Origin of the sequence: Streptomyces sp. NPDC096324 (assembly GCF_044763015.1) — a bacterium.
Taxonomy (GTDB): Bacteria; Actinomycetota; Actinomycetes; order Streptomycetales; family Streptomycetaceae; genus Streptomyces.
The window spans coordinates 341,610-359,056 of record NZ_JBIWFK010000001.1; the positions used below are offsets into that span (position 1 = coordinate 341,610).

A 17,447-nucleotide genomic window follows, 5' to 3' on the forward strand; every position below is an offset into this window, starting at 1 on the left:
AGAGCGCGCATGTCCGGGGATCCCCCCGCCCTGGAAGGGCGGGGGGTGTCCGGCGGGGCCCAGCAGTCCGCCCCAGTCGGCGTCCTCGGTGAACCAGTCGCCCTGACCCTCAGCGGCGGGCATATTCGCGGAAGCCGCGGCCCGTCTTGCGGCCGAGGCAGCCCGCGGCCACCAAGTGCTCCAGGAGCGGGGCGGGGGCCAGTCCCGGGTCCCGGAACTCGCGGTGCAGGACCTTCTCGATGGCCAGCGAGACATCGAGCCCGACCACGTCGAGCAGCTCGAAGGGCCCCATCGGGTAGCCGCCGCCCAGCTTCATCGCGGCGTCGATGTCGTCCAGCGAGGCGTAGTGCTCCTGCACCATCTTGATCGCGTTGTTCAGGTACGGGAACAGCAGCGCGTTCACGATGAAGCCGGCCCGGTCACCGCAGTCCACCGGGTGCTTGCGGATCTTCGCGCAGACCTCGCGCACGGTGGCGTGCACGTCGTCCCCGGTCAGCACCGTCCGCACGACCTCGACGAGCTTCATCGCCGGGGCCGGGTTGAAGAAGTGCATCCCGATGACGTCCTGCGGGCGCGAGGTGGCGCGGGCGCAGGCGACGACGGGCAGCGAGGACGTGGTGGTGGCGAGGATCGCGCCGGGCTTGCAGACCTTGTCGAACGTGCCGAAGAGCTGCTGCTTGATCTCCAGGTCCTCGGCGACCGCCTCCAGGGCCAGGTCCACGTCGGCGAAGTCGTCGTAGCTGCCGGTCGGCGTGATCAGCTCCAGGGTCCGCGCCGCCGCCTCGGCCGTCATGCGGCCCTTGTCGACGGAACGGGAGAGCGACTTGCCGATCCGGGCCTTCGCCGTCTGCGCCTTCTCCTCCGTACGGGCGGCGAGGACGACCTCGTACCCGGCCTTGGCGAAGACCTCGGCGATCCCGGAGGCCATCGTGCCCGAGCCGGCCACACCCACCGAGCGGACCGGGCGGCCCTCCGCCAGGACGGCGCCCTCCAGCGGCGTCAGCGCGTCCCGCACGACGGCGTCGCTGCCCGGGGCCTCGTACGAGTAGAAGCCGCGGCCGGACTTGCGCCCGGTCAGGCCCGCCTCGCTGAGCTGCTTGAGGATCGGCGCGGGGGCGTGCAGGCGGTCGTGCGACTCGGAGTACATCGCCTCCAGGACGGTCCGCGCCGTGTCCACGCCGATCAGGTCGAGCAGGGCGAGCGGGCCCATGGGCAGTCCGCAGCCGAGCTTCATCGCCGCGTCGATGTCCTCGCGGGAGGCGTACTTCGCCTCGTACATCGCGGCCGCCTGGTTGAGGTAGCCGAAGAGCAGTCCGTCGGCGACGAAACCGGGGCGGTCGCCCACCGCGACGGGCTCCTTGCCGAGCTCCAGCGCCAGGTCGGTGACCGCGGCCACGGCCGTGGGCGCGGTGAGCACCGAGGAGACGACCTCGACGAGCTTCATCGCGGGCGCCGGGTTGAAGAAGTGCAGACCGAGCACGCGCTCGGGGTGCGCCGAGTCGGCGGCCAGACGCGTCACGGACAGGGCGTTGGTGCCCGTCGCGAGGATCGCCTCACGGCGCACGATGCCGTCGAGCGCCCGGAAGACCTGCTGCTTGATGTCGTACGACTCCGGGGTCACCTCGATGACGAGGTCGGCGTCGGCGGCGGCCGCGAGGTCGGTGAAGGTGCGGAAGCGGGCGAGGGCGTCGGTGCGCTCCACGTCGCTCAGGTGCTCGCGGCGCACGGCGCGGGCGGTGGAGGCTTCGAGGGTGGCCACGGCCTGGGCGGCCGCGGCTTCGCTGATGTCGATGCCGATCACGTCACGGCCGGCCCGGACCAGGACCTCGGCGATGCCGGTGCCCATGGTGCCGAGGCCGATGACGGCGACGGTCTTCAGCGGGGACAGAGGGGTGTCGGACAGGGGAGTGGCCATCGCGGGACTCCAGAAATTGGTGACGACTGAGGAGCGCACGCGGGTACGCCGACAGGCGCACACCGTGCGGAGGTTGCGGGTGTTTCCGGGCTGACGAGCGCACACGCCCGGTGCCGTCCCGGGGCGCCGTCGAACGGGCGCCCATGGGCGGTGAAAGCCGACCGGCCCTGTCCCGGAGCCATGTCGTACTGAGAGGTACCTGAAGTACCGAACCGACTGCTCTCACGGTGGCTGCGTCACCAGGCCACCGAGAGGTGAGACACGAGTGGGTAACTCGCTCGTCTGAGCTTAACCCGCCGGTAACGAGCGCGCCAGCCCCCGACTTTGTGATGTACGTCCCCGCAGCTCATGTGCTTGCCTAAGCTCGGCCCATGGACGAAGCGTTGCGATCGCTCACGGAGCGTCTGCGGACCGAGGCCGGGTCCGGTGCCTCGGCGGCGTACGAACGTCTGGTGGGGACGGAGGACCCCGAGATACTCGCGGCGGCGCTGACCGAGCCGGGACAGCCGCTCTGGGCGCGGGAGTTGGTCGCCTTCCGGCTCGGTACGGCAGGGGACCGGCGGGCCTTCGAAGCACTCGTCCTGCTGCTCAACCACCGGGATCCGCACCGCTGCGCGTCCGCCGCCCGCGCCCTGGCCCGGCTCGGCGACCCGCGCACCGCCCGCGCCGCCGCGGCGCTCGCCACCAACGAGCTGCGGGTCGCGTACGCACTCCAGCCGGTGCGGCTCCTGGTCGAACTGCGCGCGCCCGAGGCCGTACCCGCGCTGATCACCACCCTGGAGCGCAGGCTGCGCCCGCACGACCCCTACCGCAAGGTCGCGCTCGCGTGCGCGGAGGGGCTGGGCGTCCTGGGCGACGCGCGCGCCAGACGGGTCCTGAACGAGGCGCTGGCCCACCCGGCGCTCGCGGAGACGGCCGTGCGCGCGCTGGCCCGGCTGCCCGAGGGCCGGTTCTAGGAACCGTCGGGGACGGACTCCGCCGGTGCGTGTGCCGGGGCAGGGCCGGCGGCGGTCAGCACGCGGGCGTAGCGCACCTCGGGCACCGCGACCCCGGCCGCCTCGAAGGGCTCCTCGGCGCCGTCGGGGCCGAAGCCGGCTCTCTCGTAGAAGCGGCGGGCCGGGGCGTTCTCCTTGAGGACCCACAGCAGCATGCGCTCGTGCCCGGCCGCCGCGCAGCGGTCCACCGACTCCCGCAGCAGGGCCTGCCCGATCCCCTGGCCCAGCACGTCCGGGTGTACATAGATGGCGTACAACTCGACGTCCCTGGAACGGACTTCGTCGTCCCGGTGCGGGCCGTGGCAGGCCCAGCCGACCACGGATCCGGCACGCTCCGCGACCAGGTTCACGACGGACCCGTCGCCCCGTCGGAGGCGGTCGCGCCGGCGCGCCGCGTCCTCGGCCACGCTGAGTCCGTCCAGGTACGACTGCGGCATCAGGCCCTTGTACGCGTTCTGCCAGCCGCGCACCCGGATCTCGGCCACGCGCGCGCAGTCGGCGAGGGTCATCTCACGGACCCGCGGCCCGTCGGGGGCGGAGGCGGTCGTCGGCTCGTTCATGGGTCCATCGTGGACCATGGGTCCGACAGCGCCCCCGACGGGCTTGCGGGCGGGGGAGGTTCAGCCCCGGTAGCCGAGCAGTCCGTGCAGCGTCGAGCCCTGCGACGAGGAGGACGCGGCCTTCGCGGTCAGCGGCTTCGGATCGGGCAGTGCCTCACACACCGCGTCGGCCTCGCCGCTGCCGTGCGGCACCTTGCCGTCGGTCAGGTAGGCGGCGAGGTACTTGTCGAGACAGGTGTTGCCGCTCAGGGTGATGCCGTGGTTGCCGCCGCCCTGCTCGACCACGAGGCTGGAGCCGCGCAACTGGTGATGGACGGTCACCCCTCCCTCGTAGGGAGTGGCCGCGTCGTCGGTCGCCTGGAACAGCAGCGTCGGAGGCAGCTTGCGGTTGGAGATGTCCACCGGCCGGAGCGAGTCCGTGGACCAGAACGCGCACGGCGCGTTGTACCAGGCGTTGTTCCAGGTCATGAACGGCGCCTTGTCGTACACCGCCCAGTTGTCCTCGCGCCACTGGCTCCAGTCGCGCGGCCAGGACGCGTCACGGCACTGGACCGCCGTGTAGACGCTGTAGCCGTTGTCGCCCGAGGCGTCGACGGCGCCGAAGTTCTCGTACGCCTCGACGAGCGCGTCCGACTTCTTGTCGTTCACGTAGGACGCGAACGCCTCGGCGAGGTAGGGCCAGTAGCCGTTGTAGTAGCCGCCCGGGATGAAGGTGTCCTCCAGCTCGGAGGCGCCCACCTTGTTCTGGGCGGGGGCCTTGGCGAGCGCCGCGCGCATCGCGTACCACTTGGCCTCGACCGCGGCCGGGTCGCTGCCGAGCTTGTAGGCCGCGTCGTTCTTGGCGACCCACGCCAGGAACGCGAGGTGCCGGTCGTTGAAGGCGTAGTCCTGGCCGATGTTGTCGTCGTACCAGACCCCGGTGGGGTCGACGATGGAGTCGAGGACCAGCCTGCGCACCCGCTGGGGGTAGAGCTTGGCGTACACGGCTCCCAGATAGGTGCCGTACGAGTAGCCGAAGTAGTTGATCTTCTTGGCGCCGAGGGCGGCCCGGATCGCGTCCATGTCGCGGACCGCGCTCACCGTGTCGAGGTACGGCAGCAGGTTCTCGTACTTCTTGGCGCACGCCGCGGCGAAGTTCCTCGCGCGGGCGAGGTTGGCCTTCTCGATGGCCCTGGTGCTCGGGACGGTGTCGGGGCGCACGGGCTTGAAGTGCCCCGGCTCGCAGTCCAGCGCCGGCTTGCTCTTGCCGACACCGCGCGGGTCGAAGCCGATGACGTCGTACTGCGCCGCCACGGCCTCGGGCAGCGCGGAGGCGACGAAACCGGCCAGGGTCAGTCCGCTGCCGCCGGGACCGCCCGGGTTCACCAGCAGCGGTCCCTGGTACGTCTTGGCGGTGTGCGGGACGCGGGACAGGGCGAGGGTGATCCGCTCGCTGTAGGGGTTCGAGTGGTCCAGCGGCACCTTCACGGACGCGCACTGGAGCGTCGGATAGTTGCTGGTGCCGCACTTCTTCCAGACGGGTCCGGCGGTCCGGGTGGTGGGCGGTGCGGCGGCGGGGCCGGTGCTCGCGTCGGCGGGGATCGACGTGATCATCCCGGCCAGCACGACGGCCGCCCCGCACAGCGCGGCTGCGTGTTTCTTCACAAGGCCTCCCAGGACGGAGGAATCTGAGCCGTGCACGCCACGGCCTTCGCCGTATCGTGCCGGGCGGCGGTCCTGGAAGAACGTGTTCCGGCGAGACTCGACCCGATTGGATGGCCCGATGCGCTCGGATGCCGTCACGTGCCTCACCCGCGGCCTCGGCGAACGGGTCGCGCGCGACAGGCCGTCGTGACGGGTCGTCATCCGCCTTCAGAGCAACGTCAACTGCGTCGGTTCCGGGACGGCGGGAGCCGGTGCGTCCACGGGCTCGGGCGGGGAGATCCGGCGCGGCATTCCCGCCCGCGCGGGGCCGATGCCGTACTCCTGCGCCAGCTCGTGGACCTGACGGGTGATCCGGCGCTGGTACCACTTCGGGGCGTACGCGCCCTCCGCGTACAGCCGCTCGTAACGCCGTACGAGGTGGGGGTGGTGGTGCTCCAGCCAGGCCATGAACCACTCGCGCGCGCCGGGCCGCAGATGCAGCACCAGGGGGGTCACCGAGGTGGCTCCCGAGGCGGCGACGGCCCGTACGGTGGCGCGGAGCTGGGCGGGGTGGTCGCCCAGGAAGGGGATCACGGGGGCCATGAGGACACCGCAGCCGATGCCGTGGTCCGTCAGGGTCCGGACGACGTCCAGGCGGCGCTCGGGGGCCGGGGTGCCCGGCTCCACGGTGCGCCACAGCTCGCCGTCGGTGAAGCCCACGGAGACCGAGATCCCGACGTCGGTGACCTCGGAGGCCTGCTTCAGCAGGTCGAGGTCGCGCAGGATGAGCGTGCCCTTCGTCAGGATCGAGAAGGGGTTCGCGTGGTCGCGCAGGGCCGCGATGATGCCCGGCATGAGCCGGTAGCGGCCCTCGGCGCGCTGGTAGCAGTCGACGTTGGTGCCCATGGCGATGTGCTCGCCGAGCCAGCGGCGCGAGGCCAACTGGCGGCGCAGCAGCTCCGGAGCGTTGACCTTCACCACGATCTGCGAGTCGAAGCCGAGGCCGGTGTCGAGGTCCAGATAGCTGTGCGTCTTGCGGGCGAAGCAGTAGACGCAGGCGTGTGAGCAGCCGCGATAGGGGTTGACCGTCCACTCGAACGGCATCCGGGAGGCCCCCGGTACCCGGTTCACGATCGACCGCGCCCGGATCTCGTGGAACGTGATCCCCCGGAACTCCGGTGTGTCGAACGTCCTCGTCGTGACCGCGTCCGCGCCGAACAGGGCGGCGTCCCGGGCGGGGCCCCCGGCGGGGTCCGCTGTCAGGTTCTCCCAGCGCATGGCGCCTCCTAGCTAGTACTGGACAGAGAATAGAACACATGTTCCCTTGATCGTGCGACCTGATTCCCGACTCGCCTTCGCGCGATTCCCGGAAAGCTCCGCGCGCGCCCACGGGCACCCCGATTTGGGCGGCCGGGGCGCCGGGTGGTTGGCTGGCCGTACATCCCGGGAACCAAGTGCTGGAGGAAGTGCCATGGCGCAGGTCGAGGCCACGACGGAGCGGGTCATCGCGGCGGACGCGGAGGCGGTGTTCGACGCCCTGGCCGACTACAGCGGCACGCGGCCGAAGCTGCTGTCCGAGCACTTCAGCGAGTACGAGGTGCGCGAGGGCGGCGACGGCGCGGGCACCCTCGTGCACTGGAAGCTCCAGGCCACGAGCAAGCGGGTCCGTGACTGCCTGCTGGAGGTGGGCGAGCCCACCGACGGCGAGCTCGTCGAGAAGGACCGCAACTCCTCCATGGTCACCACCTGGCGGGTCACCCCGGCCGGTGAGGGGAAGTCGCGCGTCGTGGTCACCAGCGTCTGGAACGGCGCGGGCGGCATCGGCGGCTTCTTCGAGCGGACCTTCGCGCCCAAGGGCCTCGGCCGCATCTACGACACCCTGCTCGCCAACCTCGCGGCGCACACCGAGAAGTGAGCCCCCTCCTCCGGGGGCCGGCGGTTCCCGGAGGCTCAGGTGCGGCCCCCGGGCGGCGACTTGACGGTCGTGGCCGCCAAGAGGCCGTTCCCGAAAGCGTGTTGTGCCCTCACCGTTTCGGGTGGATCTCCCTCCCGCCCGACGCTGTGCCGTAACTCGTCACGCCTGCCGGAAGTTGTCGCGATTGGCGGCAATTGCGCGGCGGGCGCGACGAGGGGAGCGGACACGTGGGCGGGATCACTCCGGTGCGGGACGAACCGGCCCTCGCACCCGCGCGCCACCCCGCCCCGCCGGCCGCCGAACCCCTCGGGCCGACCCCGCGACAGGTGCGGCTGATCTTCTGCGGACTGATCCCGGCCCTGCTCCTCGCCGCGCTCGAGCAGATGATCGTGGCCACCGCGCTCCCGAGGATCGTCGGAGAACTGCACGGCCTCGACAGGATGTCCTGGGCGATCACCGCCTACCTGCTCACCTCCACCGTCGGACTCCCCGTCTACGGCAAGCTCGGCGACCTCTACGGCCGCAAAGGCGTCTTCCAGTTCGCCATCGCCGTCTTCGTCGTCGGCTCCGCGCTCGCCGGACGGGCGCGGACCATGGACCAGTTGATCGCCTTCCGCGCGGTCCAGGGCGTCGGCGCCGGCGGACTCATGATCGGCGTGCAGGCGATCATCGCGGACATCGTGCCGCCGCTCCGCCGCGGCCGGTTCATGGGGCTGATCGGCGCGGCGTTCGGGCTCGCCTCGGTCGCCGGCCCCCTGCTCGGCGGCTTTTTCACCGACCATCTGTCCTGGCGGTGGTGCTTCTACGTCAACGTGCCCTTCGGGCTGCTCACCCTGGCCGTCGTCACCGTCGTCCTGAAACTGCCGAAGCCCGCCGTCCGAGGACGTGTCGACGTCCTCGGCATCCTGCTCCTCGCCGCCGCCTCCACCTGCCTGGTCCTGCTGACTGGTTGGGGCGGCACCGCCTACGCATGGAGCTCATGGACCGTCCTCGCGCTCGCGGCGGGCGCGGTCGCGGCGACGGCGCTCTTCCTCGTCGTCGAGCGGTTCGCGGTCGAACCCCTCATCCCGCTCCGGCTGTTCAGGGACCCCGTCTTCAACGTCACCGCGCTCGTCGGCCTGGTCGTCGGAGCCGCGCTCTTCGGAGCCGCCGGCTATCTCCCCACCTTCCTGCAGATGGCGCACGGCGCAGGCGCCACGGAGTCCGGGCTCCTGATGCTCCCCATGATGGGCGGCATCGTCGTCGCCTCCGTCGTCTCCGGGCAGATCGTCAGCCGTACCGGCCGCCACAAGGTCTTCCCGGTCCTCGGCTGTGCCCTCTCGGCCGTCGGCATGTGGCTGCTCTCCCGCCTCGACGCCGACACGCCCCGGCCGCAGTACAGCCTCTGGATGGCGGTCCTCGGCGTCGGCATCGGCATGGTGATGCCCGTGCTCGTGGTCGCCGTGCAGAACTCCGTACGGCCCGCCGACCTGGGCATCGCCACCAGCGCAAACACCTACTTCCGCCAGATCGGCGGCAGCGTCGGCGCCGCGGTCTTCGGCACGCTCTTCGCCGCCCGGCTGGCCGACGCGCTCGCCGACCGCCTCCCCGCGCACGCGGGGAGGGCGGCCCCGGACCCCGAGTCCATCACCCCGCAGCTCGTCCACGCGATGCCCGCCGCCCTGCGCGCCCCGTACATCGGCGCCTACGTCGAGGCCATGCCGAGGATCTTCCTCTATCTCGTGCCGGTACTCGTCCTCGGACTGCTCATCGCCTTCTTCCTCAAGGAGAAACCGCTGGTGTCCCACAACGCATCCACCGCAGACCCGGCTGCCGCGCGGACGAACGACCGGATTCCCCAGGCGCGTTCGGGGTACGCCGCCGGGCTCCCCGTCTGCGGCACGGTGCAGCACCCCGACGGCACCGCCGTTGCGCGGGCCGCGCTCACCCTCATCGACATCGGCGGACAGCAGATCGGCCGGGGCGCCAGCGCGGAGGACGGCCGGTACGCGCTGTCCACGCCCGGGGCGGGCTCGTACGTGCTGATCGCCGCGGCCGGGGGCCACCAGCCGCAGGCCGTCTCGGTCACGGTCGGCGAACGGCCGGTCGAGCTCGACGTCGTGCTGGGCGGCGCCGGACGGCTCACCGGCAGCGTTGTGACCGCGGACGGCACCCCCGTGCGGGAGGCCACCGTCACCCTCACCAACGCCCACGGCGAGGTGGTCGCCACCACTCGCAGCGGACGCGAGGGCGGCTACGTCATCACGGAACTGGTGGCCGGCGAGTACACCCTCGCCGCCGGCGCGCCCGCGTTCCGCCCCGCCGCCCTCCCGGTGACCGTCCACGCGGCCCGCGAGACCCGCCAGGACGTCGAACTCTCCGGTGGCGCCGTGCTGCGCGGCACCGTCCGGGCGGGCGGCGGACGGCCCGTGGAGGACGCGCGCGTGACCCTGCTGGACGCCGCGGGCAACGTGGTCGACACCCTCACCACCGGCCCGGACGGGACGTTCCGGTTCATCGACCTGTCGTCCGGCGAGTACACCGTCATCGCCGCCGGCTACCCGCCCGTCGCCACCGTGCTCCAGGTCGCCGGAGGCGGCCGCACGGAGCACGACCTGCAGGTGGGACACGAGGACTGACGCGCGCGTACCCACGTGCCGACCGGACCCGACAGGCGCCCGGGCGGACACACCGCGCGCCGGAACCGCCCCTCTCGGCGCCAATTCCCGCGTTGCCGCACATCGCGACGGGCCGCCGCCGTACGGTGGTCGAGGCGGCACAGATCTTGCGGAGCCGTGGGGAGAGAGGGCCTGGGCCATGGACCGTGGCACCGAATCGGGCGCGGCTCCCAGCCCCGGAGCTGGGAACGGCGCGCCGGAGCACGCCGACGCCGGTCGCATCCCGCTGGCCGTGGTGGTCGTGGACCGCGACGGACTCGTCTCGCACTGGAGCAGCGGCGCACGGCGTCTGTTCGGCGCACCCAAGGAGGAAGCGCTGGGCCGTCATGCGGTGGACCTGCTCCCGGTCTCCGGGGCGCTCCCCGACGACGCGGGCGCGACCCCCTTCGGCAGTCGTGCCACGTACGACGGACTCGGGCCCGGCCTGGAGTCCTCCCTGGACGGACACCTCTCCTATCCCGCCGCCGGACGCGCCCGGCTCAGCGCGGCCGGTCCCGAGCGGATCGACGTCCTGTGGTGGGCCTACCCGCTGGTGGGCCCCGGCCCGGAGCGGCTGCTCGTGCTCGCCGCCGACGCGGCCGCGATGCGGCACGAGGACGACGACGTCTCGTTCGAGCGCATCGCACCCGGCTTCGCGCTGCACACCGACTTCCCCGGCGCCGAGGAACTGGCCCGTCGGCTCCCCGACATCCTGCCCAGCATGAGCGTCGGCGAAAGCGCCCGCATCGTCTCGCAGGTGCTGGAACTGGGCTATCCCGTCCTGGAGTTCAGCCAGAACGACCGGGTGCCCGTCACCCCCGACTGGGGCGTGCCCCGGCGCGCGGAACGCAGGGCGCGCCGCGAGCGGGCCGTCCGGGCCGCCGCCTTCGGAGCGCACCCGCCGCAGGACCTCCCGGACGACGAGGGCGAGGAACTCGAGTACGTGGCGGTGCGGGAGCGCCTGGAGTTCCTGAACGAGGTCAGCGGACGCATCGGCACCTCCCTCGACCTGTCGCGGACGATCGTGGAGGTCAGCCGGGCCGTCGTGCCGCGCTTCACGGACGTGGCCGGCACCTATCTGCGCGAACAGGTCGTCGCCGGTGAGGGCTTCCCCGAAGGCGTCCCCGACACGACCACCCTGTGGCACCGGGTCGCCCTGGAGCACACGGACGAGCCGGGCCGCTGGGACGACGTCGTGCCGGTCGGCGAGGCCATGCCCTTCCCGGCGCACACACCCTTCTTCCAGTGCATGACCACCGGCGAGCCCGTCCTCGTGCCGCGCATCAGCGAGCGGATGGGGCACATGATCGCCGCGCAGTTCGAGAAGCGCGACATCAGGCCGCTCATCACCAACCGTTCCATGCTGGTCGTGCCCCTCAAGGCCCGGCAGGTGGTGCTCGGGTTCATGATCCTGCTGCGGCATCCCGAGCGCGTCGAGTTCAACGACATGGACCGGGTCACCGGCGCCGAACTGGCCGCCCGCGCGGGCCTGGTGCTCGACAACGCGCGCATGTACACCTATCAGGAGAGCGTCGCCGAGACCCTCCAGGACAGCATGCTGCCGACCATCGAACCCCGCATGGCCGGCTGCGACATCGCCACCCGCTATCTGCCGGGAACGCTCCTCGGGCGCGTCGGCGGCGACTGGTTCGACTCGGTGAAGCTGCCCGGCGCGCGCACCGCCCTGGTCGTCGGGGACGTCATGGGCCACGGCCTCAACTCCGCCGCGATGATGGGCCAATTACGCACCGCCGTACAGACCATGGCCGCGCTCGACCTACCGCCCGCCCAGCTCCTGCGCAACCTCGACGACCTCGCCCAGCGCCTGGGCGACACCTACCTCGCGACCTGCCTGTACGCCGTCTACGACCCGATCGCCGGAATGCTGCACCTCGCCAACGCGGGCCACATCCCGCCGGTCCTGGTCCGCGCCGCGGACGGCCGCAGCGAGCTGCTCGACCTGCCGACCGGAGCGCCCATCGGCGTCGGCGGAGTGCCCTTCGAAGCGGTCCGGGTACGGGTGGAGCCCGGGGACCGGCTCGTGATGTGCACCGACGGACTGGTCGAGGTGCGCGGCGAGGACATCGGTGTCGGCCTCGCCACCCTCTGCGAATCCGCCGCCCACCCGGCCGCCTCCATGGACCAGGCCTGCGACACCATCATCCGCGCCCTCAACACGCGAGGCGGGCGCAAGGACGACGTCGCCCTGCTGATGGCCCGGCTCAACGGCATCGGGCCCGAGGCCGTCGCCGCATGGCGCCTCGCGCTCGACCCGGCGGAGGCCGGCCGAGCGCGCGCCGTCGTCCGGGAACAGCTTCACGCGTGGGGCCTGACGGGTCTCGCCGACAACGCCGAGCTGATGGTCGGCGAGCTCGTCACCAACGCCGTACGGCACGCGCACGGCCGCGGGATCGAGCTGCGGCTCGTTCGCGGCGACACCCTGCTGTGCGAGGTGGACGACGACGACCACACGCTCCCGATCCTGCTCAGCGCGGGTCCGGGCGACGAGTTCGGACGCGGACTGCGGCTCGTCAGCGCGCTGTCCCGCGAGTGGGGAGCCAGCCGCACCGGCGCGGGCAAGACCGTGTGGTTCGAACTGACGCTCCCGCGCGGGTGATCCGTTCGCGGCGCGTCCCGCACACCGGAGCGGCTCCGGTGGGTGAAGGGGGACGGGGTTCGAATGAGCGGTGAAGGAATGCGCCGGCGGCTTGTCGGCGTCCGCTCGGCGCGGTAGACCGATCAGGCCCGCCGGGTCCCGGCGGGCGCGGTCGCGACCCCGGGAGCGGGCATGAGCGTGAGCAGTCGGTACAGGGGAGCCTGGGAGGGCTTCTGGCGCGAGGCCCCCGGCGGACAGGGCGGGGTCCTCTGGGACGCCGAGCCGGCGCTCACGGCCGCGGTCCACCTCGCCCACTTCGAGCCGCACCTGACGGCGCCGGACCTGCCGCTGGTGGACCTCGGCTGCGGCAACGGCACCCAGACCCGCTTCCTGTCCGACCGGTTCCCGCAGGTCGTCGGCACCGACCTCGTGTCCGCGGCGCTCGACCACGCCCGCGGAGCGGATCCGGCGGGCCGGGCCAGGTACCGCCTGCTCGACGCGGCGGACAAGACCGAGACCGAGGCGCTGCACGCGGAGCTCGGTGACGCCAACGTCTACATGCGGGGTGTGCTCCACCAGTCGGAGCCCGAGGACCGACAGCCGCTGGCCGACGGTCTGGCCACCCTCGCGGGCGACCGGGGCCGGGTCTTCCTGGTCGAGCTCGCCGAGGCCGCCGGTCCGATCCTGCGCTCCCTCGCGCAGAGCCCGGACGGCCCTCCGGCCAAGCTGGCCCCGGTGTTCCGGCACGGCATCGCCCCGGGCGCGGTCGAGGACGCGGCGGTCCCCGAGCATCTGCGCCAGGCCGGCCTCACGGTCCTCGCGAGCGGTGAGCTCCCGCTCTTCACGACCGAGCACACGCCCGACGGCACCCTCATCGAACTCCCGTCGCGGTGGCTGGTGGCCGGACGCGCCGGGTGACACGCGCGGCCTGGACCGGCGGGAGTTGTCCACAGGCTCTGCCGGGTCCGGGCCGAAGCGCGTACGGTTTCGGCATGAAGATCCTCATCAGCGCCGACATGGAAGGCGCCACAGGTGTGACCTGGCCGGCCGACGTGTTGCCGGGGACGCCGCAGTGGGAGCGGTGCCGCGAGCTGTTCACCTCGGACGTGAACGCCGCGGTGCTCGGCTTCCTCGACGGCGGCGCCGACGAGGTGCTGATCAACGAAGCCCACTGGACCATGCGGAACCTGCTGCTGGAGCGGCTCGACGAGAGAGCGGAGATGCTCACCGGGCGGCACAAGTCGCTGTCCATGGTGGAGGGCGTGCAGCACGGGGACGTGGACGGCATCGCGTTCGTCGGCTACCACGCGGGCGCGGGCATGGAGGGCGTCCTCGCCCACACCTATCTGGCGAACTCCATCACCGGCGTGTGGCTCGACGACGTACGGGCCAGTGAGGGACTGCTCAACGCGCATGTCGTCGCCGAGTACGGCGTGCCGGTCGTGCTGGTCACCGGCGACGACGTGGCCTGCGAGGACGCCCTGGGGTACGCGCCCGAGGCGCTGAAGGTCGCCGTCAAGGACCACGTCTCGCGGTACGCGGCGGTGTGCCGCACACCGGCCAGGACCTCCGCGGACATCCGGGCCGCGGCCAAGGAGGCGGCCGCCCTGGCGGTGCGGCACGAGCCGGTCGCCGGCGGGCCGTTCACGATCGCCCTGGAGTTCGACGCCGAGCATCTGGCCATGGCCGCCACCGTCGTCCCGGGCGTCGGCCGTGTCGGTGAGCGGAAGATCGCGTACACCAGCGACACGATGTACGAGGGGATTCGGACCTTCAAGGCGGTCACCACGATCGTCTCGGCCGCGGTGGAGGAGCAGTATGGCTGACGAACGGGCACTCGACGAGGTCGTCCGGTTCACCTCGGACCTCATCCGGATCGACACCACCAACCGCGGCGGCGGGGACTGCCAGGAGCGCCCGGCCGCCGAGTACGCCGCCGCGCGGCTGGCCGAGGCGGGCCTGGAGCCCACGCTCCTGGAGCGCACCAAGGGGCGTACGAATGTCGTGGCCCGGCTGGAGGGCACCGACCCGTCCGCCGACGCGATGCTCGTCCACGGCCACCTGGACGTCGTGCCCGCGCAGGCGGAGGACTGGAGTGTCCACCCGTTCTCCGGGGAGATCCGCGACGGCGTCGTCTGGGGGCGCGGCGCGGTCGACATGAAGAACATGGACGCGATGATCCTCTCCGTCGTCCGGTCCTGGGCGCGCGAAGGGGTACGGCCCCGCCGTGACCTGGTCATCGCCTTCACCGCCGACGAGGAGGCGAGCGCGGAGGACGGCTCGGGCTTCCTGGCCGACGAGCACCCCGGACTCTTCGAGGGCTGTACGGAGGGCGTCAGCGAGTCGGGGGCGTTCACCTTCCACGACGGCAGCGGACGGCAGCTCTATCCGATCGCCGCGGGGGAACGCGGCACCGGCTGGCTCAAGCTGACCGCGCGCGGACGGGCGGGGCACGGCTCCAAGGTGAACCGGAGCAACGCGGTGACCCGCCTCGCCGCGGCGGTCACCCGTATCGGCGCCCACGAGTGGCCGCTGCGCATCACCCCGACCGTGCGGGCCGCCCTGACCGAACTCGCGGCCCTGTACGGCGTGGACGGCGGCCTGGACGACGTGGACGCCCTCCTGAGCAAGCTCGGACCGGCCGCCGCGCTGGTCGAGGCGACCGTCCGCAACAGCGCCAACCCGACGATGCTGAGCGCCGGTTACAAGATCAACGTGATCCCGGGGGAGGCCGTCGCCCACGTCGACGGCCGCTATCTGCCCGGTGGCGAGGACGAGTTCCGCACCACCATGGACCGGCTCACCGGACCGGACGTGGAGTGGGAGTTCCACCACCACGAGGTGGCGCTCCAGGCGCCGCTGGACTCACCGACGTACGCGCGGATGCGCGCGGCCGTCGAGGAGTTCGCACCCGAGGGCCATGTCGTCCCCTACTGCATGTCCGGCGGTACGGACGCCAAGCAGTTCTCCCGCCTCGGCATCACCGGCTACGGCTTCTCGCCGCTCAAACTCCCGGAGGGCTTCGACTACCAGGCGATGTTCCACGGAGTCGACGAGCGTGTCCCGGTCGACGCGCTCCACTTCGGCGTCCGCGTCCTCGACCGCTTTCTGCGCACGGCCTAGGGGGACGAGATGCAGACCACGGCATACGGTTCATGGCCCTCGCCGATCGACGCGAGGCTGGCCGCCGCGCACGACGGGCATCCCGAGTTCGTCGGTTTCGTCGGCGACGAGGCCTGGTGGACCGAGCCCCGGCCGGCCGAGGGCGGGCGGCGCACGCTGGTGCGGCGGACGGCGGACGGCACCGAGGAGCCGGTCCTCCCGGCCCCGTGGAACGTACGCAGCCGCGTCATCGAGTACGGCGGCAGCCCCTGGGCGGGGGGCATGCGTGCCGAGGGCCCGCTGATCGTGTTCGTCGACTTCACCGACCAGCGTCTCTACCGCTGGGAACCCGGGAGCGAACCGCGCCCGCTGACTCCGCTCTCGCCGACGGGGGGCGGACTGCGGTGGGTGGACCCGCAGGTGTGGCCCGGGCGCGGCGAAGTCTGGTGTGTCATGGAGGAGTTCACCGGCGACGGACCCACCGATGTGCGCCGGGCCGTCGTCGCGGTGCCGCTCGACGGATCGGCGGCGCGGGACCGGGACGCCGTGCGCGAACTGTCCGACGGGCGGCACCGGTTCGTCACCGGGCCCCGGCTCTCTCCGGACGGCCGGCAGGCGGTCTGGCTGGCCTGGGACCACCCGCGGATGCCGTGGGACGGCACCGAGGTGATCCTCGCGGACGTCACCGAGGACGGCACGCTGTCCGCTCCGCGACCCGTCGCGGGCGGCCCGGAGGAGTCCGTCGTCCAGGCCGACTGGGCGGCCGACGGCACGCTCCTCTACGCGAGCGACCGCAGCGGCTGGTGGAACCTCCACCGCCTCGGCGCGGACGGCGAGACGATCGCCGTCTGTCCGCGCGAGGAGGAGTTCGGCGGTCCCCTCTGGAGGATCGGCCTCCGGTGGTTCGCGCCGCTGGACGACGGACTGGTCGCCGTCGTGCACGGGCGGGGCTCCACCGCGCTCGGAATCCTGGACCCCGAGACCGGCGAAGTCGTCGACGCGGCCGGTCCCTGGACCGAGTTCGCGCCCACGCTCGCCGTGCACGGCAGCAGGGTCGTCGGCGTGGGGGCCAGTCCCCGCAGCGCCCACGAGGTCGTCGAACTGGACGCCCGCACCGGGCGGGCCCGGGTGATCGGCGCCGCGCACGACGACCCGGTCGACCCCGCGTACTACCCGGAACCCCAGATCCGCACCTTCGCCGGCCCCGCCGGTCGCGAGGTCCACGCGCACATCTACCCGCCGCACCACCCCGGCCATGTCGGCCACGCCGACGAACTCCCGCCGTACGTCGTACGGGTCCACGGCGGCCCCACCAGCAGGTCGGCGCTCGTACTCGACCTGGAGATCGCCTACTTCACCTCCCGGGGCATCGGGGTGGCCGAGGTCAACTACGGCGGATCGACCGGGCACGGACGGGAGTACCGCAACCTGCTGAGGGAACAGTGGGGTGTCGTCGACGTCGAGGACTGCGCGGCCGTCGCGCTCGCGCTCGCCGAGGAGGGCACCGCCGACGGGCGGCGGCTCGCCATCCGCGGCGGCAGCGCGGGCGGCTGGACCACGGCCGCCTCACTGGCCACCACCGACGTCTACGCCTGCGGCACGATCCTCTATCCCGTCGTCGACCTCAGCGAATGGGCCTCGGGGGAGACCCACGACTTCGAGTCGCGGTACCTGGAATCGCTCGTCGGCCCGATCGCCGAGGTGCCCGCCCGGTACACGGACCGGTCGCCGTCCACGCACGCCGACCGGATCACGGCGCCCTTCCTGCTGCTCCAGGGGCTCGAGGACGCCGTCTGCCCGCCCGTGCAGTGCGAGCGCTTCCTGGCCAGGGTCGAGGAGCAGGGCCGCCGCGTCCCGCACGCCTACATCGCCTTCGAGGGGGAGGGACACGGTTTCCGTCGCGCGGAGACGATGGTGCGCGCCCTGGAGTCGGAACTCTCCCTGTACGCCCAGGTCCTCGGACTGAACCCGCCCGGCATCCCCACCCTGGAGCTGTCCAAACGAGCCGACGGCCCGGCCGCGCAAGACACCTGAACACCAGCACCTGAACCATCAGCCTGAACACCAGCACCTGAACCATCAGCACCTGGAGCCCCACGAGTGAC

At 72.3% G+C, this 17,447-nt stretch carries 12 protein-coding genes; 8 read left to right on the top strand and 4 right to left on the bottom strand.

Features of this window, described 5'->3' with window-relative positions:
* Positions 1 to 109: 109 nt before the first annotated feature.
* On the bottom strand, positions 110 to 1,915 hold the full coding sequence (locus ACIQ7M_RS01465) for a 3-hydroxyacyl-CoA dehydrogenase family protein (protein WP_403638582.1): 1,806 nt from the start codon (positions 1,913 to 1,915) through the stop codon (positions 110 to 112).
* Between the two features lie 371 nt (positions 1,916 to 2,286).
* Here ACIQ7M_RS01465 and ACIQ7M_RS01470 point away from each other — a divergent pair, with 371 nt between their 5' ends.
* Positions 2,287 to 2,871 (top strand): adenylosuccinate lyase, encoded by a 585-nt coding sequence (locus tag ACIQ7M_RS01470; RefSeq protein WP_355764054.1) that lies wholly within the window; start codon positions 2,287 to 2,289, stop codon positions 2,869 to 2,871.
* On the opposite strand, the gene ACIQ7M_RS01475 is transcribed toward ACIQ7M_RS01470, so the two are convergent.
* From ACIQ7M_RS01475 to ACIQ7M_RS01485, 3 genes are all read right to left on the bottom strand, one after another.
* Complete coding sequence (locus ACIQ7M_RS01475; RefSeq protein ID WP_403638584.1) at positions 2,868 to 3,470, bottom strand: GNAT family N-acetyltransferase; 603 nt, start codon at positions 3,468 to 3,470, stop codon at positions 2,868 to 2,870. The two genes, ACIQ7M_RS01470 and ACIQ7M_RS01475, sit on opposite strands and share 4 nt — an antisense overlap.
* A 60-nt stretch (positions 3,471 to 3,530) precedes the next feature.
* Entirely contained in the window at positions 3,531 to 5,114 is a 1,584-nt protein-coding gene (locus ACIQ7M_RS01480) for an alpha/beta hydrolase (protein ID WP_403638586.1), read from the bottom strand.
* A gap of 207 nt (positions 5,115 to 5,321) precedes the next feature.
* Positions 5,322 to 6,371 (bottom strand): Rv2578c family radical SAM protein, encoded by a 1,050-nt coding sequence (locus ACIQ7M_RS01485; protein WP_403638588.1) that lies wholly within the window; start codon positions 6,369 to 6,371, stop codon positions 5,322 to 5,324.
* A gap of 193 nt (positions 6,372 to 6,564) precedes the next feature.
* Between ACIQ7M_RS01485 and ACIQ7M_RS01490 the strand changes: the two genes are divergently transcribed.
* From ACIQ7M_RS01490 to ACIQ7M_RS01520, 7 genes are all read left to right on the top strand, one after another.
* The gene (locus tag ACIQ7M_RS01490) at positions 6,565 to 7,008 is read left to right on the top strand and encodes an SRPBCC family protein (protein WP_355764044.1); all 444 of its coding nucleotides are present in this window, start codon (positions 6,565 to 6,567) and stop codon (positions 7,006 to 7,008) included.
* Positions 7,009 to 7,235: 227 nt separating this feature from the next.
* The gene (locus ACIQ7M_RS01495; protein WP_403638590.1) at positions 7,236 to 9,626 is read left to right on the top strand and encodes an MFS transporter; all 2,391 of its coding nucleotides are present in this window, start codon (positions 7,236 to 7,238) and stop codon (positions 9,624 to 9,626) included.
* A gap of 178 nt (positions 9,627 to 9,804) precedes the next feature.
* Positions 9,805 to 12,261: a SpoIIE family protein phosphatase gene (locus ACIQ7M_RS01500; RefSeq protein ID WP_403638592.1), complete on the top strand. Its 2,457-nt coding sequence runs from the start codon at positions 9,805 to 9,807 to the stop codon at positions 12,259 to 12,261.
* Between the two features lie 171 nt (positions 12,262 to 12,432).
* Positions 12,433 to 13,158, top strand: coding sequence for a class I SAM-dependent methyltransferase (locus ACIQ7M_RS01505; protein ID WP_403638594.1), 726 nt, complete (start codon positions 12,433 to 12,435; stop codon positions 13,156 to 13,158).
* A 74-nt stretch (positions 13,159 to 13,232) separates the two neighbouring features.
* A complete protein-coding gene (locus ACIQ7M_RS01510) occupies positions 13,233 to 14,066 on the top strand; it encodes a M55 family metallopeptidase (protein WP_403638596.1) in 834 nt (277 codons plus the stop codon).
* A complete protein-coding gene (locus tag ACIQ7M_RS01515) occupies positions 14,059 to 15,363 on the top strand; it encodes a M20/M25/M40 family metallo-hydrolase (protein ID WP_403638598.1) in 1,305 nt (434 codons plus the stop codon). The genes ACIQ7M_RS01510 and ACIQ7M_RS01515 overlap by 8 nt, the downstream gene beginning before the upstream one ends.
* A 9-nt stretch (positions 15,364 to 15,372) precedes the next feature.
* Complete coding sequence (locus ACIQ7M_RS01520) at positions 15,373 to 17,376, top strand: LpqB family beta-propeller domain-containing protein (protein WP_403638600.1); 2,004 nt, start codon at positions 15,373 to 15,375, stop codon at positions 17,374 to 17,376.
* Positions 17,377 to 17,447: the final 71 nt, after the last annotated feature.